Genomic DNA, 25,603 nt, shown 5'->3' on the forward strand with positions numbered 1-25,603 from the left:
GCGTCAAACGCCGCATCGCCCGCCGGGTCTACCAAGCACTACACCAAGACGCGCCCCGCAACGACCACCAAAACCCGGTCAAGCCGCCACAATCAGTGGCGGCTTGACATAGGAGCTATTGCTCGCGGGGAGAAGTTAGGTGCGGTACAGGGCCGCGACGTCTCCCGGTCGCACCTTGAGAGCGGCATTGCGGGGGAGTGCGTCGACGACCGCCACCGCCACTGGCACATGATGGCTCGGTAGCGCCTCGCGCACCAGGTCTTTCAACTCGGCTTCGGTGGGCACGACGGCATCGCGCCGCAGTTCGACCGCGGCGAAGGGAACCGCGCCGAGGCGGGCATCCGGAACGCCGACGACGCAGGCGTCGAGCACGCTGGGATGTGAGATCAATACGCGGCGTACCGTTTCCGGGAGGATCTTGAAGCCGCCACGGTTGATCGCGCCGTCGCCGCGCCCGTGCACGGTGAGGAATCCGTCTTCGTCGACGGCGGCCAGATCAGTGGTGCGCACCCAATCCGGCCCGATCACCTCGACGCTGGCTTCGAGCAGTCCGACGGTGCCGGCGGGAACTTCGGCGCCGGTGTCAGGATCGACGATACGCACGCGTACACCGGGCAGCGGCCGTCCGACGCTGTCAGGCTTGTCCGCACCGTATCGGCGGTACAGTTCGGGTGTCCAGCTGCACACCGATCCCGCGAATTCGGTTGCCCCGTAGGCCCACAGCAGGGGTATGCCGTAGCGACCCTCGAACTCCGCCCGCAACCCCGGCTCCAACGGTCCGGAGCCCCCGGACAGCCCCTCCAGCGATGCCAGATCTTCGGGAGGCACATCAGCCTGCAACAGCATCCGCAGGATCGCCGGTTGCACGCCCGCCCTGGTGATTTGGTAGGTCTTGATGGCCCGGACCCACTCGTCGACTCGGAACTTCTCCAGCAGCACCATACGCTTGCCCGAGCACGGTGCGGCCAGCAACTGGCAGACGCCGATGCTGCCGAACGGCCAGTACACCAGCGCCGGCGGGGTGTCGTCGTCCACTGTCTCGGTGCCCGCACCGATCGTCATGCTCAGCACGGTGTGGGCAAGCACATTGGTGGCGACCGGGATTCGCTTGGGCGGGCCGGTGGTACCGCTGGTCAGGATGTGCAGGCCGGACTGTTCCAGCGTCGGCTCGTGTCTGCTGCCGGGCTGCCGCGTCGCGGTCGCCCCGACCCGCAGCGGATCACTGGACAACACGAGACCGGCCGAGCCCGACGAGGCCACCGCGCCGCGCAACTCGGGTGTCCAGTCATCGAGATCGGCGACGATCGCCGGCAACGCCAGATCCCGGGCGTCGCGGGCGATCGCCGCGGCCGATTGGTACGAATAGATCATCACCACCGGGCGGCGTGACGCGATGAAACCCAGGATCGTCGCGGCGTGCGCAACGCGATTGCGCACCACGATGCCGACCGGCTCGCCGGGCCCGACACCCGCCTCGCGCAAGGCAGCCGAGACCCGCTCGATGAATTGCGTTATCTCGTTGCCCGTATACCACTTTCGGGTGAACTCGATGAACGGACGGTCACCGTAGGCGTGGAGCCCGGTGCCGAGACTGTCGGCGAAGTCCGCGAACATGCCGGCCCTAGAACTGAGTGGAGCCCAGATCGACGGCGACGCGGCTGGCCGTGACATACCGTGACTCGTCGCTGGCCAGCCAGATCGCGGCGTCGGCGATGTCCTCGGGTTCGGCGATGTAGTCCGGCAGGAACGGGGTCACCATCTGCATCAGGCCGGGGTTGGTGTTGTTGGCGCGGTTGAGCGCGGCCAGCATGTCGCCGGTGCCCATCGGAGTGTTGACCGCACCGGGATGCAGGCTGTTCACCCGGATCTTGTGCTTGCCCAGTTCGGCGGCGAAGGCCCGGGCCATGCCCGCGACGGCGTGCTTGCTGGCCGTGTAGTGCACCATGAACGGCTGCATCTTGATACCGGCGGCCGAGCTGATCAGGATGATCGACCCGCCGCGGCCACCGTCGATGATGTGCTGGGCACCGGCCATCACGGTATTCCAGGTGCCGGTGACGTTGATGTCCATGCCGTCCCGGAATGACTCCGGCGTGGTGTCGTTCCATGGTTCGGGCACCGTGATACCGGCATTGGCGACGATGACATCGAGCCGACCGAATTCGGCGACGCCCTTGCCGACGATGGTCTTCAACGCGTCGTGGTCGCGGGTGTCGGCGGCGGTGGCGATGATGCGCTTGCCGGTGGCCTCAACCAAGCGCACGGTCTCGTCCAGATCTTCAGGGGTGGCCGAGTCGTAGGGCACGCTCGGCGGCAGCGGGCCGGCGATGTCGACCGCGATGATGTCGGCGCCCTCTTTGGCCATCCGCACCGCATGCGCGCGTCCCTGTCCGCGGGCAGCCCCGGTGATGAAGGCGACCTTTCCGGCGAGCCTGTCCGTCATGGATTCTCCTTGTGGGTAACTGGTTTCAGAGCTGGCGCTGGGCGGCCTTGACCAGCCCGCCGCCGATGATGAGTCGCTGGATCTCGCTGGTGCCCTCGTAGAGACGCAGCAGCCGGACCTCGCGGTAGATGCGCTCGACCGGGACCTCGCGCATGTATCCGGTGCCGCCGTGGATCTGCACCGCGAGATCGGCTACGTTGCCCCCCATTTCGGTGCAGAACAACTTGGCGGCTGACGGGGCGATGCGGCGGTCCTCACCGGATACCCACTTGGCCGCGGCATCGCGGACCAACGCCCGACCGGCCATCACGCCGGTCTGCTGATCGGCGATCATGGCCTGCACCAACTGGAAGCTTCCGATCGGTTGGCCGCCCTGGGTGGCCGCCGCGGCGTAGGCGACTGACTCGTCGAGCGCGCGCTGGGCGGATCCCACCGCCAGTGCTGCGATGTGGACCCGGCCGCGAGCCAGGGAGGTCATCGCGGCGCGGTAGCCGACATCCTCGCTGCCGCCCACGAGTGCGCTGTTCGGCACGCGCACGTCGGTGAAGTTGACGTCGGCGGTCCATGCGCCTTCCTGACCCATCTTGGCGTCCTTGGCGCCGATTTCGACGCCGGGCGCGTCGGCCGGTACCAGAAGAACCGCGATCCCCGAGCCGGCGTCGTCGGCCGGGCGGGTCCGGGCGAACACGACGAACAGGTTCGCGGTGGGGGCGTTGGTGATGAACCGCTTCTGACCGTCGATCACCCAGTCGTCCCCGTCGCGAACGGCCTTGGTGCGCAAGCCCGCCGGGTTGGAGCCGGCCCCGGGCTCGGTCAGTGCGAACGAGGCGACGACGTCACCGGAGGCGATACCTTCCAGCCAGCGGGTCTTCTGTTCATCGGTGCCGAACCCCACCAGGACCTGCCCGGCGATGCCGTTGTTGGTGCCGAACATCGACCGCAATGCCAGCGACGTGTAGCCGAATTCCATTGCCAGTTCGACATCTTGAGCCAGGTTCAGGCCGAGGCCACCCCACTGCTGGGGGATCGCGTAACCGAACAGGCCCATGTTCTTGGCCTGCTCACGCAGATCGTCGGGCACCTGGTCGGTGGCCAGGATCTCGTTCTCGCGGGGCACCACGGCGGAGCGGATGAAGCTGCGGGTCTGCGCCAGGATCTCGGCGAAGTCCTCGTCGCTGACTTCGGACGTGGCGGCGGTGGTGGTCACAGGTGAGCTCCATTTCGTCGCGTGGGATCCGGCGGGGGCCGACGATCACGAATATCGTATATGCAATATGATCTGGCTCAGACAGAGCCCCCGCGATCGAAAGTTAGGTGATCAGGTGTCGTTGCTGACCGGTCAGACTGCAGTGGTGACAGGCGGTGCCCAGGGTCTGGGCCTGGCCATCGCGAAGCGCTTCATCGGCGAGGGCGCCCGCGTGGTGCTCGGTGACGTGAACCTGGAGGCGACCGAGGCGGCCGCCCAGGGACTCGGCGGGCCCGAAGTGGCGACGGCGGTGCGGTGCGACGTGACCTCGGGTGCTGAGGTCGAAGCCCTCGTACAGGCCGCCGTCGAGCGCTTCGGCGGGCTGGACATCATGGTCAACAACGCCGGCATCACCCGCGACGCCACCCTGCGCAAGATGACCGAGGAGCAGTTCGACCAGGTCATTGCCGTGCACCTGAAGGGCACCTGGAACGGCACCAAATCGGCCGCGGCGATCATGCGCGAGAACACGCGCGGCGCGATCGTGAACATGTCCTCGATCTCGGGCAAGGTCGGCCTGGTTGGGCAGACCAACTACTCGGCGGCCAAGGCCGGCATCGTCGGCATGACCAAGGCGTCGGCCAAGGAGCTGGCCCACCTCGGGGTGCGCGTCAACGCCATCCAGCCCGGGCTCATCCGCTCGGCGATGACCGAGGCCATGCCCCAACGGATCTGGGATCAGAAGCTAGCCGAGATCCCGATGGGCCGGGCCGGCGAACCCGACGAGGTGGCCAAGGTCGCGCTGTTCCTGGCAAGCGATCTGTCGTCGTACATGACCGGCACCGTGCTCGAGGTGACGGGCGGTCGGCACGTATGACGATCCGCGAGGCGGTCATCTGTGAACCGGTCCGCACTCCGATCGGCCGGTACGGCGGCATGTTCGCGTCGCTGACCGCCGTCGAACTCGGTGTCGTCGCGCTCAGGGGACTGCTGGAACGCACCGGCGTGGCACCCGAGCAGGTGCAGGATGTGATCCTGGGGCACTGCTATCCCAACAGCGAGGCCCCGGCCATCGGCCGCGTCGTGGCGCTCGACGCCGGCCTGCCGGTGACGGTTCCTGGAATGCAAGTCGACCGCCGATGCGGCTCGGGTCTGCAGGCCGTCATCCAGGCCTGCCTGCAGGTCCGCAGCGGCGACAACGATCTCGTGGTGGCCGGTGGCGCCGAGAGCATGAGCAACGTGGCGTTCTACTCCACCGACATGCGTTGGGGCGGGGCCCGCAGCGGCGTGCAGATCCATGACGGGCTGGCGCGGGGACGCACCACGGCCGGCGGGCAGTTCTATCCCGTGCCGGGCGGCATGCTTGAGACCGCCGAGAACCTGCGCCGCGAGTACGGCATAACCCGGGCTGAGCAGGACGAGCTCGCGGTGCGCTCACATCGCAGCGCGGTGGCGGCCCAGGAATCCGGGGTTCTGGCTGAAGAGATCATTCCCGTCACCGTCCGCGACCGTAAGGGCGAAACCGTGATCGACGCCGACGAGCACCCGCGCGCCGACACCACGGTCGAGGCGCTGGCCAAGCTCAAACCCATTCTGCTCAAGCAGGATCCCGAGGCCACCGTGACGGCGGGCAACTCCAGCGGGCAGAACGATGCCGCGTCCATGTGCATCGTCACCACTCCGGAGAAGGCCGCCGAGATGGGCCTGCGGCCGCTGGTGCGGATGGTGTCGTGGGGTTCGGCGGGTGTCGCGCCCAACGTGATGGGCATCGGACCGGTGCCGGCGACCGAGGCGGCCCTGGCCAAGGCCGATCTGCAACTGAGCGACATCGACCTCATCGAACTCAACGAGGCGTTCGCCGCGCAGGCACTGGCGGTGACGAAGGAGTGGAAGTTCGGAGAGGCCGACTTCGAGCGCACCAACGTCCGGGGCTCCGGGATTTCGCTGGGGCATCCGGTGGGGGCGACCGGTGGGCGGATGCTCGCCACGCTGGCCCGGGAACTGGACCGGCGCCAGGCCCGGTACGGGCTGGAGACCATGTGCATCGGCGGTGGCCAGGGTCTGGCCGCTGTGTTCGAAAGGGTGACCCCATGACCAAACTTGCCCAGACGCTCGGGTTGACCGAGTTCCAGACCGAGATCGTGTCGACAGTAAGGCAATTCGTCGACAAAGAGGTCATTCCCACGGCCCAGGAGCTCGAGCACTCCGACACCTACCCCCTGGCGATCGTCGACCAGATGAAGGACATGGGCCTGTTCGGGCTGATGATTCCCGAGGAGTACGGCGGCCTCGGCGAATCGCTGCTGACCTACGCGCTGTGCGTCGAGGAGCTCGCCCGCGGCTGGATGAGCGTATCCGGGGTGATCAACACCCACTTCATCGTTGCCTACATGATCCGGCAGCACGGAACCGATGCCCAGAAGCAGAAGTTCCTGCCGCGCATGGCGACCGGCGAGACACGGGGCGCGTTCTCGATGTCCGAGCCCGAGCTGGGCTCCGATGTGGCGGCGATCCGCACCCGGGCCAAGAAGAACGACGACGGCACGTACACCATCGACGGCCAGAAGATGTGGCTGACCAACGGCGGCAGTTCAACGTTGGTGGCCGCGCTGGTGCGCACGGACGAGGGTGCTGACAAGCCACACCGCAACCTGACCGCTTTCCTGGTCGAAAAGCCCACCGGCTTCGGTGAAGTCGTGCCGGGGCTGACCATTCCGGGCAAGCTGGACAAGCTCGGTTACAAGGGCATCGATACCACCGAGCTGATCTTCGACGGTTATCGGGCCAGTGCCGACGACGTGCTGGGCGGCGTCACCGGGCAGGGCTTCTTCCAGATGATGGACGGGGTCGAGGTCGGTCGCGTCAACGTGTCGGCCCGGGCCTGCGGCGTGGGGATCCGCGCTTTCGAACTGGCGGTCCGCTACGCGCAGCAACGCGAGACCTTCGGCAAACCGATCGCCGAGCACCAGGCGGTGGCCTTCCAATTGGCCGAGATGGCAACCAAAGTCGAGGCTGCTCACCTGATGATGGTCAACGCCGCGCGGCTCAAGGACTCCGGTGAGCGCAACGACGTGGCGGCCGGGATGGCGAAATACATGGCCAGCGAGTTCTGTTCGGAGGTGACCCAGCAGAGCTTCCGGATCCACGGTGGGTACGGCTACTCCAAGGAGTACGAGATCGAGCGGTTGATGCGCGACGCTCCGTTCCTGCTGATCGGTGAGGGCACCAGCGAGATCCAGAAGAACATCATCAGCAAGCGACTGCTGTCCGACTATCGGGTCTGAGCCGTGTCGATACCCGATTTCGCTTCTCGGCCACAGCTGGCCGAGGACGTGGCGCGGCTGATCCGTCGGCGCATCTTCGACGGGACCTATCCGGCGGGGAACTACATCCGGCTCGAGCAACTGGCGGCCGAGCTGGGGATCAGTGTGACGCCGGTGCGCGAGGCGTTGTTCGGCCTGCGTACCGAGGGGCTGCTGACCCAGCAACCCCGACGCGGGTTCTTGGTGCTACCGGTCACCCGGCGAGACATCGACGACGTGGCCGGCGTGCAGGCCCACATCGGCGGGCAGTTGGCCTTACGTGCCGCCGACCAGATCAGCGACGGCCAGCTCGACGAACTCGACCGGATCCAGCGGGAGCTGGAGGACGCCTATGCACGCGACGACCATGACGCCGCCGTCCGGCTCAACCACGCGTTCCATCGCGGCGTGAACCGGGCGGCCGAGTCGCCGAAATTGGCCCAGTTGATGTCCCAGATCACCCGGTACGCACTGGAATCGGTGTATCCGACGGTCGAAGGCTGGCCCGAGCAGTCCACCCACGACCACCGCCGGATCCTGGCCGCGCTCAAGGAACGCGACGGGGATGCGGCCCGCGACGCCATGGCCGAGCATCTGTGTGCGGCCTCCAAACCGCTGAGCGATCACCTCGACCGGTTGGGTGTGCTCGAGTAGCGAATGACCCGCGAGCAGACGCAAACTCGCACGTTTCGGTGCAAAAGTGTGCGAGTTTGCGTCTGCTCGCCGAAGGAAGGTGAGTGAGCGTGGCAGGCGTTCCAGGGGTTCTCAGTGGGATCCGGGTGCTCGACTACGGCCGGTTCATCGCCGCGCCGTGGTGCAGCGCGATCCTGGCCGACATGGGTGCCGACGTGTTGCGGGTGGAGAAACGCGAAGGCGGGGAAGACCGTTGGGTGCAGGCCGTCACCGAGGGCGGCGAGGGCGGCACGTTCCTGCAGTGCAACCGCAACAAGCGCTCACTCACGCTGGACTCCACCACGGCCGAGGGTGCCGAGATCACCCGCCGTCTGGTGGCGCAGGCCGACATCGTGATCGCCAACATGCCGGCAGCCGGAATGCGCGCGAGCGGCCTGGATTACGAGACCCTCAAGACGGTCAAGCCCGACATTATCCTGGCCAGTGCGACGGCTTACGGTGAGGGCGGCCCGTACAGCGAGAAGATCGGCTTCGACGGCGCCGGGCAGGTGATGTCCGGTGCGGTCTACCGGCAGGGCCTGCCCGATCAGCCCATCCGAACGGTGGTGCCCTACGCGGATTTCGGCACCGCGCTCACGCTGGCGATCGGGGTGATGATGGCGCTGTATCACCGCGACAAGACGGGTGAGGGCCAGCACGTCGAGGGTGCCCTGCTGCCCACTGCGCTGATGCTGTCGAACGCGTTCCTGATCGAACGCGAGCTGCTGCAGGTGGACAAGCCCCGGATGGGCAACAAGGGTGCGTCGGTGGCGCCGTGCGATCTCTATCGCACGGCCGACGACCAGTGGGTATTGCTGCAGGTCGCGGGCCAGCCGATGTTCAAACGGTGGTGCCGCTTGGTGGGTCGCGAAGAACTGTTCGACGATCCGCGGTTCGCCAACGACGACACCCGCTGGGCCAACGGCGACATCCTCAACGACATCATGGCCGCGTGGTGTGCCGACAAGACCAAGGCCGAAGTCCTGGAGCTGTTGGAGAAGGCGAAAATGCCTGCCGCTCCGTTACATTCCACCCAGGACGTGCTCGATGATCCGCATGTGCAGGCCATGGGCTACCTGCAGCGGGTGCCGTACCCGGGTGCGTCGCGCGACGTGCCGATCATCGAAACTCCGTTCCGGATGTCGGCGACGCCGGGGACGATCCGCCGACGGGCTCCGCTGCTGGGTGAGCACACCGATGAGGTGCTCGCCGAGATCGGTTACGACGCAGCGCAGATAGCCGGCTTGCGGGCAGACGAGATCGTGTGAATCACAGATCCTCGCCGATCGCCTTCAGGGCCGCCAGCTGATCGCAGAAATGCTCGGCATTGCGGGCCTGCACCGAACAGTTGGCGATCGTGGCTCCGGCGTCGCGCAATCGGGTCAGGCGTTTGCGCACGGTGTCTGCGTCCCCTGACGGATCCAGCGGCGCACCGGGAGAGAGGACGACGTCGAAATCCCCGGGCAATGCGTGCCGGGCCAGGAATTCGGTGATCGTGTCCGGCGAGAGGCTGAACGGCATCCAGCCGGTGCCAAGTTCGACGGCACGGCGCAGCGAGCGTTTGGTACGCCCACCCACCCAGACCGGGAGGTCGGTGGTGGCGGCATGAGGTTCGATGGCGAAGCCGTCGACCACCGGCTGCCCCCACGCGGCCCGCAACTTGGCGATGTCGCGGTCGGCAGCCGCTCCACGATCCTCCCACGGGGCGCCTAGCAGTTCGAATTCCTCGGTGAGCGATCCGACCCCGACGCCGAGGATCACGCGTCCACCGCTGAGCCGGTCGAGGGTGCCGTAGCTCTTCGCCAGCGCCACGGGATGGTGGTACGGGAGCACCGCTACGGCGGTCGTCAACCGGATGCGGCGGGTCCGAGCCGCCAGGAAAGACAAGGTGGCCAGCGGATCCCAATAGACCGTCCCGCGCACTCCGGCGGCGGAGGCAGGAATTCCGGTGTGCTCGGCACACGTGAGGTGGTGAAACCCCAGATTGTCTGCCGCCTCGGCGATCAACGCCAGTTCATCGGGACCGGCGTCAGCCTCCCACGGTGAGAACTCACCGGGATGCTGCATGACGATGGGTGTGGATAGTCCGAGCTTCACGACGTTGCCTCCTTGGCTTGGATCTTCGCAAAGCTGACCGTGGCGACGACAGCCAGGTCATTGTCCGGGACCGTGAAGATGTCGACCTGGATGACCATCGACCGCTTGCCGGTATGCACGATGCGGGCGACCGCCCGCGCGGCGCCGGCTGTGACCGGCCGTAGATAGCGCAGGTTGAGGTCCGATGTCACCACGCTGTGGCCGGGCGGCAACCCGCGCATGGCGAGCTTGCCCGCCGCGGTGTCGACCAGGGTGGCCAGCAGGCCGCCCTGCAACCCGCCGTTGGTATTGACCACATGCGGGGCCACCGGCAGTTCGACCACGGCCTCGTCGTCGGATCCCGGCGCGTCCCGATATCCGATCAGCTCGAACAACTCGAAGATGTTGGTGGTCATCGGTCCGCCTCGCTGTAGCGGATGACGCCGCGGATGTTACGTCCTTCCAACATGTCCCGGTACGCATCGTTGATCTGTTCGAGCCGGTATTCGCGGGTGACCATGTCGTCGAGATTCAGCTGGCCCAGCTGATACAAGGTGAGCAGTTCGGGGATGTCGAACTGAGGGTTGCCGCCCCCGAACAGACTCCCTTGCAGGCTCTTCTGCAGCAAGGTCAAGCCGGCCAGGTTGAGCTTCGTCTCGGAGTCGGTCACGTTGCCCATGGCCGTCAGTACGCAGGTCCCGCCCTTGGCGGTGAGCTGCATCCATGACTCCACGTCGCGGCCCTCGGTACGCCCGACGGTGACGATGACTTTGCGGCACATGCGACCACCGGTCGCTGCGGCCACTCCGGCCAAGGCGGTAGCCACGTCGGGATAGGCCTCGCGCGCCCCGAACTTGAGCGCCTGTTCACGCTTCCATTCGACCGGGTCCACCGCGAAGATGCGGCGGGCCCCGGCAATGGCTGCACCTTGCAGGGCCGCGGTGCCGACGCCGCCGATGCCGACGATCGCCACATCGTCACCGGGCCGGATCTCGGCGCTGCGCACGGCCGAGCCATATCCGGTGGTCACCCCGCAGCCGACGAGGCACGCCACCTCGAAGGGAATCGTCGGGTCTATCTTCACCACCGACGTCCGATGCACCACTACGTAGGGCGAGAAAGTGCCGAGGAGTGACATGGGAATCACGTTCTTTCCCTTGGCCTGTACCCGGAACGAGCCGTCGGAAACCGATGCGCCGGCGAGGAGGCCCATGCCGAGGTCACAGAGATTGCGCAGGCCGGTCTGGCAGGCCGGGCAGCTACCGCAGGACGGGATGAACGACATCACCACGTGATCCCCGACTTCGAGACCTTCGGTGTCCGGCCCGGCCTCGACGATCACCCCGGCACCCTCGTGGCCGCCCAGAATGGGGAAGTCGGCCATCGGAATGTCGCCGGTCATCAGATGATGGTCGGAGTGACACAACCCTGCGGTTTCCAGCGCTACCTTGACCTCGCCCTTGCGTGGGTCACCGATCTCGATCTCCTCGATCGACCACGGTTGACCAAAGTCCCATACCAGGGCACCTTTGGTTTTCATCGGTGAACACCCTCCCTCAACATGGCTCGCAGTGTGGCGATGTCGACTTTCCCGGTGCTTCCGCGCGGGACGTCATCCTCGTCATCGAGGAGCAGCCACACCGTGGGCACCTTGAACGAGCTGAGGACCGCGCGGGTGGCGCTCTGCAGTGACTCCACCGAGAGCCCAGCTCCCAGCACGGCCGCACCGATCCGATTGGCCTGGCCGTCAGGAACATTGACCACATAGGCCGCACGGACTCCGGGCACGGAACGCAGCGCCCGTTGCACCTCGCTCGGATATACCGTCGCACCGCGGACCTTGACCATGTCGTCGGATCTGCCGCGGTAGAACAGGAACCCGTCGGAATCGAGGTAGCCCAGATCCCCGGTCGGGTAGTAGCCGTCTGCGGTGAAGACGTCTTCTCGGCTGCGCCGGCAGATACCCCGCATCACGTGCGGGCCACGGATCTGGATCGACCCGGTTTCGCCGCGCGGCAACGGCTGCCCGGTTTCGATGTCGGCGATGCGCACGTCCATCCCGTCGAAGGGTTGACCGCAGCTGCCCCACGCCGATTCGGGCATGTCGGTGTCGGCCCGGAATCCGCAGTACGGACCGAACGATTCGGTCATCCCCAACAGCGACGCTCGGGGCCCCGGGCCGTGACCGCATCCCTTCCGGCAACAGTGCTTCCAGACTTCCCGGCTGCAACGCGCTGACATCCGCGGTTCCGGCGTGACGGGCCAGCGCCTCGGCCTGCTCGGGCCAGCCCCGGAACAGCGTGACCTGTTCGCGTTCGAGGAGTTCGAGTGTGGACTCCGGCCGGGGGACGGGTTCGGTCACCAGGGTGGCCCCGGCCAGCAGGGCCGACAGGATGCCCGCACCGAAACCGCCCACCCAGAAGAACGGCATGGGCAGATACAGCCGGGTCTCGCCGGTGATGCATCGAGCCTCGAGACCAGAGCGCACGGCGCCCAGGGCATTTCGGTGCGAATGAATGGTCCCCTTCGGTGGCCCGCTGCTTCCTGAGGTGAACATGATCACCAACGGGTCGCCTTCGCGCACGCAGGCGGCCAGCGCATCCGCCGCGCCGCGAGGCCCGATTGAGCTCAGCGCCTGCTCGGCGGTCCAGATTCCGCACAGCGCGGGTAGCTGATCCTGGTCCACCGGATATCGATGGCCCCGGAATTCCTCCACCGCGATCAGGAACTGCACCGACGCCATCCGCAATTGCGCGGTCAATTCACCCGGGCGCAGCAATGTGCTCAGCGGGACCAGGACAGCGCCGATCCGCGTCAGGGCGATCGCGATCCGCACCCAGTCCACCCCGTTGGGCATCAGGAGCCCTACCCGGGACCCCTTGGTGACACCTGCGGCGATGAACCCGGCGGCCAGTTCGGCGGTTCCGGGGTCGAGTTCGGCGTAGGAGATCCGCGATTCGGGGTCCACCACCGCAGACTTTGTGGATGACGAATGAGCGCGCACCAGCGCGTCGATCGTGTCAGGCATCGAACAGCCCACGTAGACCCGGAATGTCCAGCTTGCCGCTGGAGAGTGTCGGCAGATCGGCCGGGCGGCACACCGTGAATGCCCGCGGCACCTTGTATGCCGACAGCGTGCCCCGCAGTTGGCCGCGCACCGCATCGATGTCGACGGAGTCGTCGGTGACGATGATCGCCGCCACGATCTGCCCGCGAGTCGCGTCGGGCAGGCCGAGCACATGCGCGGTGATTCCCAGTGTCGCCAGCGCTTTCTCGACCTCATCGGGAGTGACGTTGGCGCCCGAGGTTTTGATCATCGCGCCCGCCCGGCCGAGAAAGTAGACGTAGCCGTCGTCATCGACGCGGACGAGATCGCCGGTGTGAAACCAGCCGTCGGCGTCGAAGCACTCCTCGCGGTTGCGCCCGTAGTAGCCCTGCATCAGATAAGGCCCGCGCACGCACAGCTCGCCTGAGGCCGGCACTTTCGTCTCGAATCCGGGGGCGGGCCGACCATAACTGCCGCGACGATGCTCGGGTTGATCACCGTCGTCGGCATCGATCAGCACGACACTTCCGGTTTCGGTCATCCCCAGCATGTTGTGCCGGAGTTCCGGGTCGGCGGGCCGGCAGTCCGGGGCCATGACGGGGTAGAGGTTGCCTCGCCGTGCCGAGAACTGCCGGTCTGGATAGCTGGGATGACTGCTCAGGTGGGCGATGCCGGCGACGAAACCGTTGGTGATAGTGGGTTTCTCGGTCTCGATGAGGTCGAGGGTAGCGCCCGCATCGGTCGCGTTCGAACAGATCAGGGTGGCCCCGGCGGTGATCGTGGCCAGCAGCCCGAACGCGAAACCGCCGATCCAGAAGAACGGCGAATTGCAGAACAATCGGTCAGTGGCCGTGAGCCCGCGGATCTCGTTGAGATTGCGCTGATGTCCGATCAGCGATGCGTGAGTGTGAACCACGCCTTTGGGGGAGCCGGTGGATCCTGACGTGTAGATGACCGCCAGCGGATCACAGCCATCCACATCGTCTTCGAATCCGGCCAGGTTCGGGACGTCAGCGCGTGGCATGTCGAACAGCACATGCTGAAGGCACGGTGTGTCGATCCCCGCCAGCCGTTCCTCATAGTCGTGATTGCGGAAACTGCGGGCCGACAGCAGGATCGCGGTATCGCTGTCGCGCAGCTGGGTCGCCAGCTCGGCCGTGGTCAGGAAGGTGGAATACGGCACGACCACCGCGCCTATGCGAGCGGCCGCCAACATCCCCACCACGAAGTCGACACCGTTGGGATAGAGCAGACCGACGTGTGTGCCCTTGCCGGCACCGAGCGCGAGCAGGCCGCCGGCCACCTCGGCGGAGCGGCGCTGTGCCTCGGGGTAGCTGATCCGCCGGTCGTCGCAGATCAACAGCGGGCGGTCGGTGCACCCGCGCAGCAGTCCTGCGACAGTGTCAGACACGCGACGCGAAGTGGTCCCGTACGGCGCCGAGATCGGCTTTCCCCGATGGCGTTCGCGGAATCGTCTCGACAAGAGCGATGTCAGTGGGGATCTCGTAACGGGCCAGCCGGCCGCCCAGGTACTCAAGCAGACCCTCGATGGTGGCGGCGTCGTGCAGCTCCACCATCGCCACCGGTGTCTCGCCCAATCGCTCATCGGGCATGCCGATCACGGCCGCACCGCGCACCGCGGGGTGGCTCTCCAGAGCGGTACGGACATCGTCGGGCATCACCTTGAATCCGCCGCGGATGATGGCCTGGTCGGCACGGCCGAGGATCCAGACGAATCCGTCGGCGTCGATGCGCGCCAGATCTGTGGTGCGCAGCCAGTCCGCGTCGGCATCGAATTGCGCCGGCTTGACCTCCAACAAGCCCTTCTCGTCCGGGCCCAGCTCACTGCCGCCCTCATCGACCACCCGCAGCCGGGCTCCGGGGTTGGCTCGGCCCACACTGCCGCGCTTGGCTTTCCAGTACTTCTGATGATCGGCCAGCGTCCAGCCGGCCACCCCGCCGCCGAACTCGGTCGCGGCATAGGATGTCAGCACCGGGATGCCGAACTTCTCGGCGAAGGCGTCGGCATCGTCAGCGGACAGCGGTGCGGTGCCGGAGGTGACCGCACGGACACCGGCGAGGTCATCGCGGGTGAGGTCGGAGTGCAGCACCATCCGCAGGGCAGCCGGGACCAGTGATACGGCGCGTGGCTGGTGTTCGCGCACGGCATCGGCCCAGCGGGTCAGGTCGAACTTGGGGAGCAGTACGAAGGGCCGGGCCTCGGCGATGCACAACAACACTCGGAACACGCCGCCGACGTGTACCAGCGGCGAGTTGACGATCGCCACGCCGCGACGTAATTCAGTTGGTGCCGGGGAGTTTTCGGGGGCACGCCCGATCACGCTGCGGGCCAGCATGTCGTAGGTGAGGTCCACGCGCTTGGGTGGGCCGGTGGTGCCGCTGGTCAGCATCCACACCGCGACGCCCGGGCGACCCGCATCGTCGGACGGGTTCTTGGCGGGGCTGACCTCGGGTTCGGTGTCGAGATCGTGGATCGTCACGGTCGTCGTCGTGGGGGAGGGCGCCGCCAGGGTGGCGATGTCCTCGGCCAGCCCGATGAGCACCGGCAGGCCGAGGCTTTCGATGTCGGTGCGGGTGCGCTCGTCGCCGCGGGACGGGTTGATCACGACGACGGTGCCGCCGGCGGCCAGTACCCCGAGCAGCGCCGCCACATGTACCGGTCGATTGCGCAACATGATGCCGACCCGGGTGCCCGAAGACACCGCACCGATGCGCCGTGCCAATGTCGCGATCTGGGCCCAGGTGTGCCACTGGCCGTCGTACTGAATGGCTTTCGCGGTCGGGTCCAGATCGAGGACGTCATCGATGCGCTGTGAAAGTGGGTGGGCCATCAGCGGATCCGGGGTGTTGTCTTGGGTAGGGGGCGCGCGGCCAGCTCGGCCTTGGCGATCGGATTGCCCAGCCGGGTGTAGATGAGGCCCTGGTCCATGGCGGTGCGATACGGCTTGTCCAGAGACTCCCAGATCGCCTTCACGGTCCCCTGCGTGGCGGTCGGCGGTTTCGCAGCGATGGTGGTGGCGATCTCGTTTGCGCGGCCCCACAACTGGTCGCGGGCCACCACCTCGGTGACGAGTCCGATCCGCAGTGCGGTTTCGGCGCTGACGCGTTCGTCATTGCCCATCAACGCCATCCGCAAGGTATCGCCGAGCCCGACCCGCCGCATCAGGCCGATCGGCTCCAACGCCGACACCAACCCGGCGCTGACATGCGAATCGAAGAACGTGGCCTCCTGCGAGCAGATCACCACGTCGGCCTCGTTGACGAAATAGAGTGCACCGGCCGTGCACATCCCCTGCACCGCGCACACCACCGGCTTCCACATCTTCTGCCACTTCGGGCTGAGCAGTTCACCGGGATCCTCATGGTTCCAGACGATCTCGGGCTGCCCGTAGCTGGACTTCACATCCAGCCCGGCGCTGAACGCCCGGTCGCCGGACGCCCGCAACACCACGGCATTGATGCCCTCGTCGTCCTTGACGGCGTGCCAGGCATCGCGCATCTCTTTGCACATCGCGCGGTTGAACGAGTTCAGCGCTTCCGGCCGGTTCAGCGTGACGGTGGCGACCCGTGATTCGTGGTCGAAGTCGAGGAGGATGGTTTCCACGATTACCGCGCCTGCCAGTTGGGCTTGCGCTTCTCCACGAACGCGCGTGGGCCCTCCAGTGCATCCTCGGTGCGGACCACGCGCTCACGGAAGGTCTCGGCCAGGATCTCACCCTCGTGCAGTGGCAGATCCAGGGTCTTGTGAATGGCCAGCCGCGTTCCCCGCACCGCCAGCGGGGCGTTGAGGCACACCGTGTCGGCGATCTCGTGCGCACGTTCCAGCAGTTGAGAGTGTTCGACGATCTCGGTGATCAGTCCGAGTTCGTAGGCGCGCTCGACGGTCATGCGTTCGTGCTTGCCCATCAACGCCATTCGCAGCGCCACCGAACGAGGCAGAGCCTTGGCCAACCGGACCATCTCGCGCGCCGCCACCAGGCCGATGCTGACATGCGGGTCGAAGAACGTCGCCTTGTCCGAGGCGATCACGATGTCACCGGTGGTGACCCAGTCCAGGCCGGCCCCGCAGCAGATTCCGTTGATCGCCACGACGACGGGTTTGGCCATGCTGCGGAACGGCGGGGTGCCCTCCTGCGGCGCCTCCCACTGCTCGTAGGTGGACAAGTACGGCCGCTCGTTGAGGACCTTTCCGTCGCCGGGGATCTCCTTGACGTCGGCGCCGGTGCAGAACGCCCGGCCGGTGGCCGTCACGATCATCAGCCAGACGTTGTCGTCGTTTTCCGCTTCGGCATAGGCGGCCCGCAACTCGGTGATCATGTGGGGTGACAGCGCGTTGAGCGCATCGGGCCGATTCAAGGTGATGGTGGCCTTGTGGCCGTCGACCTCGTATTTGATGGTGTCGTACGTAGCAATTGCAGTCATCGGTTTCCTTAGTTCAACGGCCTTGGAAGTCCGGGTCGCGGCGTTCCCGGAATGCGGCCAGGCCCTCTTTGAAATCGGTGGTGCGGCAGGAGAGTTCCAGATTGGACAGCTCCTGGTTGAGAGATTGCGACAGGGTGGCGTGCTGGCCGAAGGCGATGGCCTGTTTGGCGAGGCCGATCGCGACGGTCGGCCCGGCGGCCAGCCGGGCCAATAAGGAGTCCACTGTCTCATCGAACTGGTTGACGGCAACCGCGTCGTGGATCAACCCCCAGTCGGCGGCTTGGGACCCCGTGACCTTTTCGCCGAGCAGCAGCATGCGCTTGGCCCGGGCCACCCCGGCCAGGCGGGGCAGCAGCCAGGTCGCGCCGGAGTCTGGGGTGAACCCGCGGCTCATGAACGGTTCCCAGAATGTCGCCTCGCTGTCGGCGATGGTGAAATCGGCGGCCAGCGCCAGGTTGCAGCCCAATCCCACCGCCCAGCCGCGGACCGCGCACACCACCGGCAGTTGGATGGTGGCGACCAATTCGATGACGCGGTGTGCGGTGTGCGGGATCCGCCGGACCAGGTCGCCGGCGCGGGGCCGCTGACCTGTTTCGTTGGTGGCGACCCAGTCGGCCCCGGTGCAGAAGTTGTCGCCGGTCCCGGTGAGGGCGATGGCCCGCAACGAGTCATCCGAGGCGGCCGCCGTCAGGATGCCGACCAGATCATCGATCATCTCGTGGCTCAACGCGTTACGCCGCGACGGCCGGTCGAAGGTGATGCGCAGGATGGAGTCCGCGCGAGACGTGGTCACCGAACCGTCACTCACCTGGATTCCAACCTTCCCTGTCCATACAGTTGCCCATACAGTAGGCGATGCGGTTACTATCTTGTACAAGTTAGCAAGGAAAGGTCTCCGATGGAAGGACGCGCGCGGCGCATCCGGCAGCCCCGGGTTGCCGAGATCGTCGCGTCCAAGCTGCGTGACGACATCCTGTCCGGCCGCCTACGTGAAGGTGACATCCTGCCCACCCAGGAGAGCCTGTTCCAGGAGTTCGGGGTCAGCCCGCCGGCATTGCGCGAGGCCATCCACCTACTCGAGACCGACGGGTTGATCTCGGTGCGCCGCGGAAACGTCGGGGGAGCGGTGGTTCAGATGCCCTCGGCCGACCGCACTGCCCACATGATCGGCATGGTGTTGCAGACCCGCGCGGCCACGCCCGCCGATGTCAGCGAGGCGCTGTTGCATCTGGAGCCGATCTGCGCGGGGATGTGCGCCGCGCGGGAAGACCGCGCCATTGAGGTGGTGCCGCACCTGCAGGCCGAGATCGACCGGCAGGTGGCTTATTTCGACGAGATGTCGCAGTATGTGCCGAACGCCCGAAAGTTCCACGAGGCATTGGTATCTCGATGCGGCAACGAGCCGATGATCCTGCTGATCGGCTCCCTGGAGCTGATCTGGTCGACGCACGAGTCCGGCGTATGGACCGGTGAGGGCGAAGCGGGTATGTCGGCTTCGACCATGCGCGCCGCACTGCGGGACCACCAACGGCTGGTGGACGCGATCGCCGACGGCAACACGGCCCGGGCGACCAAGCTCGCGGCCGACCATCTCACCGCTGCGCGGCACACCACGCTGGCCGCCGGCAACGACAAAACCATTGAAGCGAGGTTGATTTCGCATGACCGATGACCGGGTGCTGTTCGAGGTCGATGCGGACCACCGCATCGCCACCATCACGCTGAACAATCCCAAGCAGCGCAACTCCTACGACGCGGCGATGCGCGACGAGGTCGCGCGTTGCCTCGACATCGTGGCGGACGACGACGATCTGACCGTGGTGCTGCTGCGCGGTGCCGAGGGCGTATTCAGCACCGGCGCGGATATGAACAACGCCTATGGGTGGTATGGCGATGAGCGCTCGCGCGAAGAGCAGAGTGCTGGAGCGAAGGAGTCCGCTCCGAAGAAGTCGCGTCCCAGCCAGCGTCGCCGACTCACCGTGGACCGCAAGTCTTTTGGCTTCTACCACAATTTCATGGGTTTCCCCAAGGTCACCGTGGGCGAGATCAGCGGTTACGCACTCGGCGGCGGATTCGAGATGGCGTTGATGACCGACATCTCGGTGATCGCCCGCGATACCAAGATCGGGATGCCGGCCACCCGGTTCCTCGGCCCGGCGCTGGGCAGCCTGCACATGTTCTTCCACCGCCTTGGTCCGGTGCTGGCCCGCAGGATGCTGCTGACCGGAGACATCGTCGAGGCCGGCTCGATCGAGCACCTCGGCATCTTCACCGACACCTGTGACGCCGATCAGGTGACGGCCCGCGCGCGGTACTGGGCGGCCAAGGCGGCCAAGATGCCGGCCGACGGCGTGGTGATCGCCAAGGAGGCGTTCCGGCTCGTCGAGCAGAGTCAGGCCTACCAGGGCGAGGAGGTGGCCAGCTACATCTTCCACGCCTACGGCACCAACCTGCAGTTCGCGCCAGGTGAGTTCAACTTCGTCAAGACCCGCGCGCAGCATGGCACGAAGGAGGCGTTCCGGCTGCGTGACGAACATTTCCACGTCCCCGAACCGCAGTAGAAACCCGTCCTGATACCGTTACAGAAACACGACATCGCGTAAAGGTGGAACCATGCCAACACCCGTCATCGTCGGCGCTGCCCGCACAGCGATCGGCCGTTCCTTCAAGGGGACCCTGGTCAACACCCCGCCGGAAACCCTGATCACCACCGTCCTGCCCGAGGTCGTGCGCCGCGCCGGCATCAGCCCGGAGTCCATCGACGATCTGATCTTCGCCGAATCCAACTACGGCGGCGGCGATATCGCCCGCTATGCCGCCGACGCGCTGGGCTGGGAGTGGGTTCCCGGTCAGGCCGTCAATCGGCACTGTGCGGGATCGCTGACCGCGATCGGTAACGCGGCCGCCCAGATCGGCTCCGGCATGGAGCGGGTACTGGTGGCCGGCGGCGTGCAGTCGCTGTCCTCGTCACCGCTGATGAAATGGCGGGTGCCCGGATTCGGTCCCGAGATCGAGTTCATCGAGCCCTGGATGACCCCGACGCACGTCGAGACCCCGGATGCGCCGATGCGCGACATGTCGATCACGGTCGGCTGGAACACCGCTCAGGCCGCCGGGATCACCCGTGAAGACATGGACGCCTGGGCCGCGCGGTCGCACCAGCGGGCCATCGCCGCGATCGACGCGGGCAAGTTCCTCGACGAGATCGTGCCGCTGAAGGTCAACCAGCCCGACGGTTCGGTCATCGAGTTCAGTGTCGACGAGCACCCGCGCCGCGGCACCACCGCGGAGAAGCTCGCCGAGCTCAAGGTCCTGCACCCGGAGATCGAGGGATTCTCCATCACCGCGGGCAACAGCAGCGGCACCAATGACGCTGCCGCTGCTGTCGCCCTCGTCGGCGACGACTATGCGGCGGCGGAGAACCTCAACGTGATGGCCAAGGTCAGGGCCTGGGGTGCGGTCGGTGTCGCAGCTCGTGACACCGGGCTCGGCGGCGTCGAGGTGATCGGCAAGGTCCTCGACCGTGCCGGGCTCAAGGCGTCCGATGTGGCGCTGTGGGAGATCAACGAGGCATTCGCCTCGGTGCCGATCGCCGCGGTGCGCAAGTACGGCATCGACGAGGAGCTGGTGAACTTCTCGGGCAGCGGCTGCAGCCTGGGCCACCCGATCTCGGCTTCCGGTGCGCGCATGGTCACCACGCTGATCTACGAACTGCAGCGTCGCGGTGGCGGTATCGGTGTGGCCGCGATGTGCGCCGGTGGCGGTCAGGGCGGCGGGCTGGTCATCGAGGTCTGACGCCATTGAACCTGAGCTTTTTGTCGAAGAATCACGGATTTCTCGACAACAAGCTCAGGTTCGGAGTCCGAGCTAAACCGCCTTGCGGCGGGCGGGCGTCTTCTTCGCCTTACCGGCATTCGCCTCGATCCGTGCGGCCGCGTGGTCGAGGATGCACTCCAGGCCGTACTCGAAGTTCTTCTCGTCGGCCGCGCCGATGCGGTGCCCCTCGCTGGTGACCTGCGCCAGCAGCGGGGTGACCTCGGGGTCGATCACCATGGTCTCTTCGTAGTCGCCCGGCGCGTTGTCGTTGGCCCGGTTCTTCTCATAGAGACGATGCAGCACAACCGAGCCGCGGACGTGTACGGACACGGCCGAATACGTGTCGAACGCGTCCTCGACCGACAGCCCGGCCTCGACCAGGCCCGAGATCGCGGTCTCCATCTCCTGTACCCCCAGGCGTGCGGCCCGGGGGCTCAGTGCCGACCGAATGAGAATGAGATCACACAGAATCGGGTTACCCATGAAGGCTTTTCGCATGGTCCTGGCGTGGTTGGCGAGTGACTCACGCCAATCCCTGGCCTCAACATAGGGGGTGGCGACGACGAACTGGCGCAGCGCGCGGTCGGTCATCGCGTTGAGCAAATCATCCTTCTTGCGGAAGTACCAGTAGATGCTCGTGACACCGACGCCCAGATGTTTGCCCAGCAGCGGCATGCTGAGGTTGTCGATCGACACCTGTTCCGCGAGATCGAATGCGCCGTTGATGATGTCGTCGGGATTGATGGATCCACGTTCGCGCCGTTGACGTTTCTCAGCGGTCGGTTGCTTTGCCACTGCGGGCACCTCCATCGAATCGATTCTGTTCACGTCGTCCCTGTGCCGCGGCTCAATCGCAGGTGAATTTACCGCCGTCCGCCACCTGAACTGCGCCTATGCGCGCGTGTCGCGGGGTCTGGTCGCTGTCAACCTTACCGGTAGCCCTTCCGTGGATGCCTTCCACCGTTCGCGCGGTTCCGTCGCTCGGGCGCTGCCGACGGGGTGCCGCCTTTGTACTGTAATCCCTATAGTAGGCTTTTCCGGGTTATCGGCTGCGAGCAAAGGGGCATTGATGTCGGACGCAGTTCTCACGGAACGACGGGGTCGTACCCTCGTCGTCACAATCAACCGCCCGGAGGCGCGCAACGCGTTCAACCTCGCGGTGGTCCAGGGACTCGCCGATGCGATGGACGAACTGGACGACACCCCCGAACTGTCGGTGGCGGTCCTGACCGGTGCGGGCGGAAACTTCTGCGCCGGCATGGACCTCAAGGCATTCGCTGCCGGGGAACTGCCCTACGTCCCCGGTCGCGGCGCGGGTTTCACTGAGCGCCCGCCGCGCAAGCCGCTGATCGCCGCCGTCGAGGGGTTCGCCCTCGCGGGTGGAACCGAGTTGGTCCTCGCTACTGATCTCGTGGTGGCCTCTAAGGTCGCCAAGTTCGGCATCCCCGAGGTCAAGCGTGGTCTGGTGGCCGGCGGTGGTGGGCTGCTGCGTCTGCATCAGCGCATCCCGTACCAGAAGGCAATGGAACTGGCGCTTACCGGTGACAGCTTCACCGCCGAGGAAGCCGCGGCGTGGGGTTTCGTCAACAAGCTGACCGAGCCCGGTGGTGCGCTCGACGGTGCGCTCGAGCTCGCCGATCGGATCACGGCCAACGGTCCGCTGGCCGTGGCCGTGACCAAGGAGATCATCGCCTCGTCCTCGGAGTGGTCGGCCGACGAGATGTGGAAGAAGCAGGGCGAACTGCTCGGGCCGGTGTTCTCGTCGAACGACGCCAAGGAGGGGGCCATCGCCTTCGCCGAGAAGCGCGCCCCCAATTGGACCGGTTCCTGAGTCCGGCGGGCAGGAGCGAAGCGACCGGGGAGTTATTTGAGCCATGGATCTGGGATTCGCAGGTGCGGCCACCGTCGTCGTGGGCGGTGGCCGGGGGATGGGCTTTGCGACGGCGCAGTGTCTGGCCGAGGACGGCGCGCGGATCGCGATCGTGGGGCGCTCCCGCGACGTATTGGACTCCGCCGCAAGGGAGCTGACCCGCCTGGGATCGCCGGAGGCGGTGGCCATCGTCGCCGACACCTCGGACGGCTCCCAGGTCGAACAGGCCTTCACCACGGTGGGCGAGCGGTGGGGTGCGATCAACGCCTTGATCAACACGGTCGGCCCCGGCGCCGCGGGCAACTTCGAGGAGTTGACCGACGACCAGTGGCAGGAGGCGTTCGACGCCGGTCTGATGGGCATGGTGCGCTGCGTGCGGGCGGCATTGCCGTTGCTGCGCAAGGCCGAGTGGGCACGCGTCGTCAACTTCTCGGCCCACTCAACCCAGCGGCAGAGCACCCGGTTGCCGGCCTACACAGCGGCCAAGGCGGCCGTGAACAGTGTGTCCAAGAATCTGTCGCTGCTGTTGGCCAAGGACGAGATCATGGTCAATGTGGTGTCCCCGGGTAGCATCTCGTCGGAAGCGCTGCGCGGGTGGGCTGACACGGTAGGCGTCGACGGCAACGACCCGTATGCGCTGATGGCAGCGATCGATGAGCATTTCGGGCATCCCGCCCACCTGCCGCGCGCCGGATTGCCCAGTGAAATCGGCCCTGTCGCAGCTTTTCTGGCGTCCAAGCGCAACTCATACATGACCGGGGCCAACATCAACGTGGACGGTGGATCGGACTTCATCTAGGGGGCGTCATGGCAACAGCAGCCGAAGCGCGGGACTGGGCTCGCTCGGCATTGCGCGGAATCGGCGACTCGCTCTACACCCCGTTCTGCGGAACCGACGGCGACGACATCGACTGGGACGCCTACCGTTACCTCGTGCGCTACTGTGTCAGCGATCTCGGTCACCGAATGCTGTGGTGTACCAGCGGTTTGGCGGAGTTCTGGGCGCTGACCCTCGACGAGCGCAAGAAGCTGCTCGAGGTGGCGATCGAAGAGGGCCGAGGGGCCGATCCGAACGTCGTCATTCAGGCCTGCACCGCGGCGACCTCGGCCAAGGACTGCCTGGAGCTCACACTGCACGCGCAGCAGGCCGGCGCCGACATCGTCTACATCCAGACACCGATGATGGAGACACACGCCGGAGAGGGTGCGCTGCGCTTCTTCCAATATGTGGCCGATCGCACGGACATCGCCCTCGGGATGTTCAACTCGCCGTCCTCCGGCTACGTGCTCACACCGGACGAAAGCGCCGGGATCGCCGAGGCGATCCCGGCGGTGTGCGCCACCAAGGAAGGCGCCTTCCGGCCTGCCGCGAGCCGCCGTCTGCATGAGCTGGCTCCGTACCTGGCGGTCTGGGAATGCGACACCACCGTGTACCGGGCAGGCTGGCTTCGGGAGGGCATCGTGTGCCCGGCGCAGCTGGGCACGGCCGGGTACCTGTATGAAACCCCGCAACGCCGCATCTTCACCGAGTACTGGGATCTGGTGTACGCCGACCGGCTCATCGAGGCGATGGACTTCGGTCGGGAGTCGGGATTGGACCAATTCGGCCTCGACATGGGTTCCTGGTTCACCTGCTATCCGGGCCGGGCCGACTACTTCACCCACTGGGCCGGCGCCTTCAAGCACGCCGCCTTGGTGCTGGGAATGCCCATCGGCGATTACCCGCATTCCCGTCCGCCTCAGGCGTTCCTGCCGGAAGCGGCGAAGACCCAGATCGAAACCGCTTATCGGAAGCTCGGATTGATCGACGCCTGAACCGTCTTTGTGCAGGTCGTGGCGGTAGCGCCGAGCTTGCGGAATGCACTACCGATAGGTATACAGTATGTATGTCTGAACGGCTGGTGTGGCATCGGGGAGGTATCGGCGCGTGACGGTCGCTGACAGTGTGGGGACCGAGGCGGTTCTCTACGAGACGACGGACGCGGGCGTGGCTGTCATCACGCTCAATCGACCGGACCGGCTCAACTCCTGGGGTGCGGACATCTCCGCCGGCGTCTACGCGAGTTTCGACCGCGCCGAAACCGATCCCGCGGTGCGGGCGATCGTGCTGACCGGGAGCGGGCGCGGATTCTGCGCCGGCGCCTACATGGGCGCCATGCAGGATCTGGGCGCCAGCATCAACGAAGACACCGACGTCAGCAAGATCGTCGGCGAGCGCCACCCGCATTTCCTCACCGAGCTGCGCAAGCCGGTGGTCGCCGCCATCAATGGGGCCTGCGTTGGCATCGGCCTCACCCACGCGCTGATGTGCGACGTCCGATTCGCCGCGGCCCGAGCGAAATTCGCCACCGCCTTCCCGCGCCGGGGATTGATCGGCGAATACGGCATCACCTGGATCCTGCCGAGACTGGCCGGCTGGGGCGTCTCGGCGGACCTGTTGTTGTCCGGCCGGACATTCTTCGCCGAGGAGGCTGCCCAGCTCGGATTGGTGAAAGAGGTTGTCGCGCCCGAGGATCTACTGAACCGCGCCCTGGAGTATGCCGAGGATCTGGCCCGCAACTGCTCTCCGGCATCGATGGCGGTGATCAAGCGTCAGCTCTACGGCGACGCCCATGACAACGTTGTCGACGTCAGCGACCGAGCCGAGAAGCTCATGCACGAGTCCATGGTTCGGCCCGACCTTGTCGAGGGCATCACCGCGTTCTTCGAAAAACGGCCCCCGAATTTCCCGCCCCTGAAAGAAGGTTGA

General features: G+C 66.3%; 24 protein-coding genes and 1 pseudogene. 12 read left to right on the forward strand and 13 right to left on the reverse strand.

From position 1 onward, the window contains the following. Window positions 1-135: 135 nt before the first annotated feature. Genes E0T84_RS29115 through E0T84_RS29125 form a run of 3 tightly spaced genes read right to left on the reverse strand, consistent with a single transcriptional unit; the run spans window position 136 to window position 3,650 of the window. Complete coding sequence (locus tag E0T84_RS29115; protein ID WP_138746202.1) at window positions 136-1,614, reverse strand: class I adenylate-forming enzyme family protein; 1,479 nt, start codon at window positions 1,612-1,614, stop codon at window positions 136-138. 7 nt (window positions 1,615-1,621) lie between these two features. Next, window positions 1,622-2,443 carry a mycofactocin-coupled SDR family oxidoreductase gene (locus tag E0T84_RS29120; protein ID WP_138746183.1) on the reverse strand — a complete coding sequence of 274 codons (822 nt, stop codon included), beginning with the start codon at window positions 2,441-2,443 and terminating at the stop codon, window positions 1,622-1,624. 25 nt (window positions 2,444-2,468) lie between these two features. Beyond that, window positions 2,469-3,650: an acyl-CoA dehydrogenase family protein gene (locus E0T84_RS29125; RefSeq protein ID WP_138746184.1), complete on the reverse strand. Its 1,182-nt coding sequence runs from the start codon at window positions 3,648-3,650 to the stop codon at window positions 2,469-2,471. A gap of 67 nt (window positions 3,651-3,717) precedes the next feature. Between E0T84_RS29125 and fabG the strand changes: the two genes are divergently transcribed. The 5 genes from fabG to E0T84_RS29150 all read left to right on the forward strand — a co-directional run bounded on the left by fabG (window position 3,718) and on the right by E0T84_RS29150 (window position 8,871). Continuing rightward, a complete protein-coding gene (fabG, locus tag E0T84_RS29130; RefSeq protein ID WP_171055214.1) occupies window positions 3,718-4,506 on the forward strand; it encodes a 3-oxoacyl-ACP reductase FabG in 789 nt (262 codons plus the stop codon). Beyond that, the gene (locus tag E0T84_RS29135) at window positions 4,503-5,723 is read left to right on the forward strand and encodes an acetyl-CoA C-acetyltransferase (RefSeq protein ID WP_138746185.1); all 1,221 of its coding nucleotides are present in this window, start codon (window positions 4,503-4,505) and stop codon (window positions 5,721-5,723) included. Before fabG ends, E0T84_RS29135 begins: the two co-directional genes overlap by 4 nt. Continuing rightward, window positions 5,720-6,913 carry an acyl-CoA dehydrogenase family protein gene (locus E0T84_RS29140; protein ID WP_138746186.1) on the forward strand — a complete coding sequence of 398 codons (1,194 nt, stop codon included), beginning with the start codon at window positions 5,720-5,722 and terminating at the stop codon, window positions 6,911-6,913. Before E0T84_RS29135 ends, E0T84_RS29140 begins: the two co-directional genes overlap by 4 nt. Window positions 6,914-6,916: 3 nt before the next feature. Beyond that, the gene (locus E0T84_RS29145; RefSeq protein WP_070184751.1) at window positions 6,917-7,585 is read left to right on the forward strand and encodes a GntR family transcriptional regulator; all 669 of its coding nucleotides are present in this window, start codon (window positions 6,917-6,919) and stop codon (window positions 7,583-7,585) included. An 89-nt stretch (window positions 7,586-7,674) separates the two neighbouring features. Next, complete coding sequence (locus tag E0T84_RS29150) at window positions 7,675-8,871, forward strand: CaiB/BaiF CoA-transferase family protein (RefSeq protein WP_138746187.1); 1,197 nt, start codon at window positions 7,675-7,677, stop codon at window positions 8,869-8,871. Window position 8,872: 1 nt separating this feature from the next. Here the strand turns inward: E0T84_RS29150 and E0T84_RS29155 are convergent, their stop codons facing one another. From E0T84_RS29155 to E0T84_RS29195, 9 genes and pseudogenes are all read right to left on the reverse strand, one after another. Beyond that, window positions 8,873-9,700, reverse strand: a complete 828-nt coding sequence (locus tag E0T84_RS29155) for a TIGR03619 family F420-dependent LLM class oxidoreductase (protein ID WP_138746188.1) — start codon at window positions 9,698-9,700, stop codon at window positions 8,873-8,875. Then, on the reverse strand, window positions 9,697-10,095 hold the full coding sequence (locus E0T84_RS29160; protein ID WP_138746189.1) for a PaaI family thioesterase: 399 nt from the start codon (window positions 10,093-10,095) through the stop codon (window positions 9,697-9,699). The genes E0T84_RS29155 and E0T84_RS29160 overlap by 4 nt, the downstream gene beginning before the upstream one ends. After that, window positions 10,092-11,219 (reverse strand): NDMA-dependent alcohol dehydrogenase, encoded by a 1,128-nt coding sequence (locus E0T84_RS29165; RefSeq protein WP_138746190.1) that lies wholly within the window; start codon window positions 11,217-11,219, stop codon window positions 10,092-10,094. Before E0T84_RS29165 ends, E0T84_RS29160 begins: the two co-directional genes overlap by 4 nt. Then, a pseudogene (locus E0T84_RS29170) lies at window positions 11,216-12,707 on the reverse strand (AMP-binding protein). The gene E0T84_RS29165 and the pseudogene E0T84_RS29170 overlap by 4 nt, the downstream one beginning before the upstream one ends. Next, window positions 12,700-14,136, reverse strand: a complete 1,437-nt coding sequence (locus tag E0T84_RS29175) for a class I adenylate-forming enzyme family protein (protein WP_138746191.1) — start codon at window positions 14,134-14,136, stop codon at window positions 12,700-12,702. Before E0T84_RS29175 ends, E0T84_RS29170 begins: the two are co-directional and overlap by 8 nt. Further along, window positions 14,129-15,577 (reverse strand): class I adenylate-forming enzyme family protein, encoded by a 1,449-nt coding sequence (locus E0T84_RS32505; protein ID WP_070184744.1) that lies wholly within the window; start codon window positions 15,575-15,577, stop codon window positions 14,129-14,131. Before E0T84_RS32505 ends, E0T84_RS29175 begins: the two co-directional genes overlap by 8 nt. Beyond that, a complete protein-coding gene (locus E0T84_RS29185; protein ID WP_171055216.1) occupies window positions 15,577-16,350 on the reverse strand; it encodes an enoyl-CoA hydratase/isomerase family protein in 774 nt (257 codons plus the stop codon). The genes E0T84_RS32505 and E0T84_RS29185 overlap by 1 nt, the downstream gene beginning before the upstream one ends. Window positions 16,351-16,352: 2 nt before the next feature. Then, the gene (locus E0T84_RS29190) at window positions 16,353-17,168 is read right to left on the reverse strand and encodes an enoyl-CoA hydratase/isomerase family protein (protein WP_070184742.1); all 816 of its coding nucleotides are present in this window, start codon (window positions 17,166-17,168) and stop codon (window positions 16,353-16,355) included. Window positions 17,169-17,181: 13 nt separating this feature from the next. Beyond that, a complete protein-coding gene (locus E0T84_RS29195) occupies window positions 17,182-17,976 on the reverse strand; it encodes an enoyl-CoA hydratase/isomerase family protein (protein WP_138746193.1) in 795 nt (264 codons plus the stop codon). 90 nt (window positions 17,977-18,066) lie between these two features. Here E0T84_RS29195 and E0T84_RS29200 point away from each other — a divergent pair, with 90 nt between their 5' ends. Genes E0T84_RS29200 through E0T84_RS29210 form a run of 3 tightly spaced genes read left to right on the forward strand, consistent with a single transcriptional unit; the run spans window position 18,067 to window position 20,963 of the window. Continuing rightward, window positions 18,067-18,840, forward strand: a complete 774-nt coding sequence (locus tag E0T84_RS29200) for a FadR/GntR family transcriptional regulator (protein ID WP_070944387.1) — start codon at window positions 18,067-18,069, stop codon at window positions 18,838-18,840. Beyond that, entirely contained in the window at window positions 18,830-19,729 is a 900-nt protein-coding gene (locus E0T84_RS29205) for an enoyl-CoA hydratase/isomerase family protein (protein WP_171055217.1), read from the forward strand. The genes E0T84_RS29200 and E0T84_RS29205 overlap by 11 nt, the downstream gene beginning before the upstream one ends. Window positions 19,730-19,781: 52 nt before the next feature. Further along, the gene (locus E0T84_RS29210) at window positions 19,782-20,963 is read left to right on the forward strand and encodes a thiolase family protein (protein WP_138746194.1); all 1,182 of its coding nucleotides are present in this window, start codon (window positions 19,782-19,784) and stop codon (window positions 20,961-20,963) included. 72 nt (window positions 20,964-21,035) lie between these two features. Here E0T84_RS29210 and E0T84_RS29215 read toward each other — a convergent pair whose 3' ends face one another. Beyond that, entirely contained in the window at window positions 21,036-21,794 is a 759-nt protein-coding gene (locus E0T84_RS29215; RefSeq protein ID WP_171055218.1) for a TetR/AcrR family transcriptional regulator, read from the reverse strand. 259 nt (window positions 21,795-22,053) lie between these two features. Here E0T84_RS29215 and E0T84_RS29220 point away from each other — a divergent pair, with 259 nt between their 5' ends. The 4 genes from E0T84_RS29220 (at window position 22,054) to E0T84_RS29235 (ending at window position 25,603) form a co-directional block, all read left to right on the forward strand. Next, a complete protein-coding gene (locus E0T84_RS29220) occupies window positions 22,054-22,815 on the forward strand; it encodes a crotonase/enoyl-CoA hydratase family protein (protein ID WP_070944384.1) in 762 nt (253 codons plus the stop codon). A gap of 43 nt (window positions 22,816-22,858) precedes the next feature. Next, the gene (locus E0T84_RS29225; protein WP_070184737.1) at window positions 22,859-23,653 is read left to right on the forward strand and encodes an SDR family NAD(P)-dependent oxidoreductase; all 795 of its coding nucleotides are present in this window, start codon (window positions 22,859-22,861) and stop codon (window positions 23,651-23,653) included. A gap of 8 nt (window positions 23,654-23,661) precedes the next feature. Further along, window positions 23,662-24,669, forward strand: coding sequence for a dihydrodipicolinate synthase family protein (locus E0T84_RS29230; protein WP_138746196.1), 1,008 nt, complete (start codon window positions 23,662-23,664; stop codon window positions 24,667-24,669). 112 nt (window positions 24,670-24,781) lie between these two features. Further along, a complete protein-coding gene (locus E0T84_RS29235; protein WP_138746197.1) occupies window positions 24,782-25,603 on the forward strand; it encodes an enoyl-CoA hydratase in 822 nt (273 codons plus the stop codon).

The sequence above is a fragment of the Mycobacterium sp. DBP42 genome, assembly GCF_005924235.1.
Taxonomy (GTDB): domain Bacteria; phylum Actinomycetota; class Actinomycetes; order Mycobacteriales; family Mycobacteriaceae; genus Mycobacterium; species Mycobacterium syngnathidarum.

Excerpts from the sequence above, each read along its gene's own strand:
- fabG (WP_171055214.1), top strand. The coding sequence starts at position 3,718 with ATGATCTGGCTCAGACAGAGCCCCCGCGATCGAAAGTTAGGTGATCAG.
- E0T84_RS29120 (WP_138746183.1), bottom strand. The coding sequence starts at position 2,443 with ATGACGGACAGGCTCGCCGGAAAGGTCGCCTTCATCACCGGGGCTGCC.
- E0T84_RS29230 (WP_138746196.1), top strand. The coding sequence starts at position 23,662 with ATGGCAACAGCAGCCGAAGCGCGGGACTGGGCTCGCTCGGCATTGCGC.
- E0T84_RS29205 (WP_171055217.1), top strand. The coding sequence starts at position 18,830 with ATGACCGATGACCGGGTGCTGTTCGAGGTCGATGCGGACCACCGCATC.
- E0T84_RS29140 (WP_138746186.1), top strand. The coding sequence starts at position 5,720 with ATGACCAAACTTGCCCAGACGCTCGGGTTGACCGAGTTCCAGACCGAG.
- E0T84_RS29210 (WP_138746194.1), top strand. The coding sequence starts at position 19,782 with ATGCCAACACCCGTCATCGTCGGCGCTGCCCGCACAGCGATCGGCCGT.
- E0T84_RS29190 (WP_070184742.1), bottom strand. The coding sequence starts at position 17,168 with ATGACTGCAATTGCTACGTACGACACCATCAAATACGAGGTCGACGGC.
- E0T84_RS29225 (WP_070184737.1), top strand. The coding sequence starts at position 22,859 with ATGGATCTGGGATTCGCAGGTGCGGCCACCGTCGTCGTGGGCGGTGGC.
- E0T84_RS29115 (WP_138746202.1), bottom strand. The coding sequence starts at position 1,614 with ATGTTCGCGGACTTCGCCGACAGTCTCGGCACCGGGCTCCACGCCTAC.
- E0T84_RS29200 (WP_070944387.1), top strand. The coding sequence starts at position 18,067 with ATGGAAGGACGCGCGCGGCGCATCCGGCAGCCCCGGGTTGCCGAGATC.
- E0T84_RS29160 (WP_138746189.1), bottom strand. The coding sequence starts at position 10,095 with ATGACCACCAACATCTTCGAGTTGTTCGAGCTGATCGGATATCGGGAC.
- E0T84_RS29135 (WP_138746185.1), top strand. The coding sequence starts at position 4,503 with ATGACGATCCGCGAGGCGGTCATCTGTGAACCGGTCCGCACTCCGATC.
- E0T84_RS32505 (WP_070184744.1), bottom strand. The coding sequence starts at position 15,577 with ATGGCCCACCCACTTTCACAGCGCATCGATGACGTCCTCGATCTGGAC.
- E0T84_RS29165 (WP_138746190.1), bottom strand. The coding sequence starts at position 11,219 with ATGAAAACCAAAGGTGCCCTGGTATGGGACTTTGGTCAACCGTGGTCG.
- E0T84_RS29215 (WP_171055218.1), bottom strand. The coding sequence starts at position 21,794 with ATGGAGGTGCCCGCAGTGGCAAAGCAACCGACCGCTGAGAAACGTCAA.
- E0T84_RS29220 (WP_070944384.1), top strand. The coding sequence starts at position 22,054 with ATGTCGGACGCAGTTCTCACGGAACGACGGGGTCGTACCCTCGTCGTC.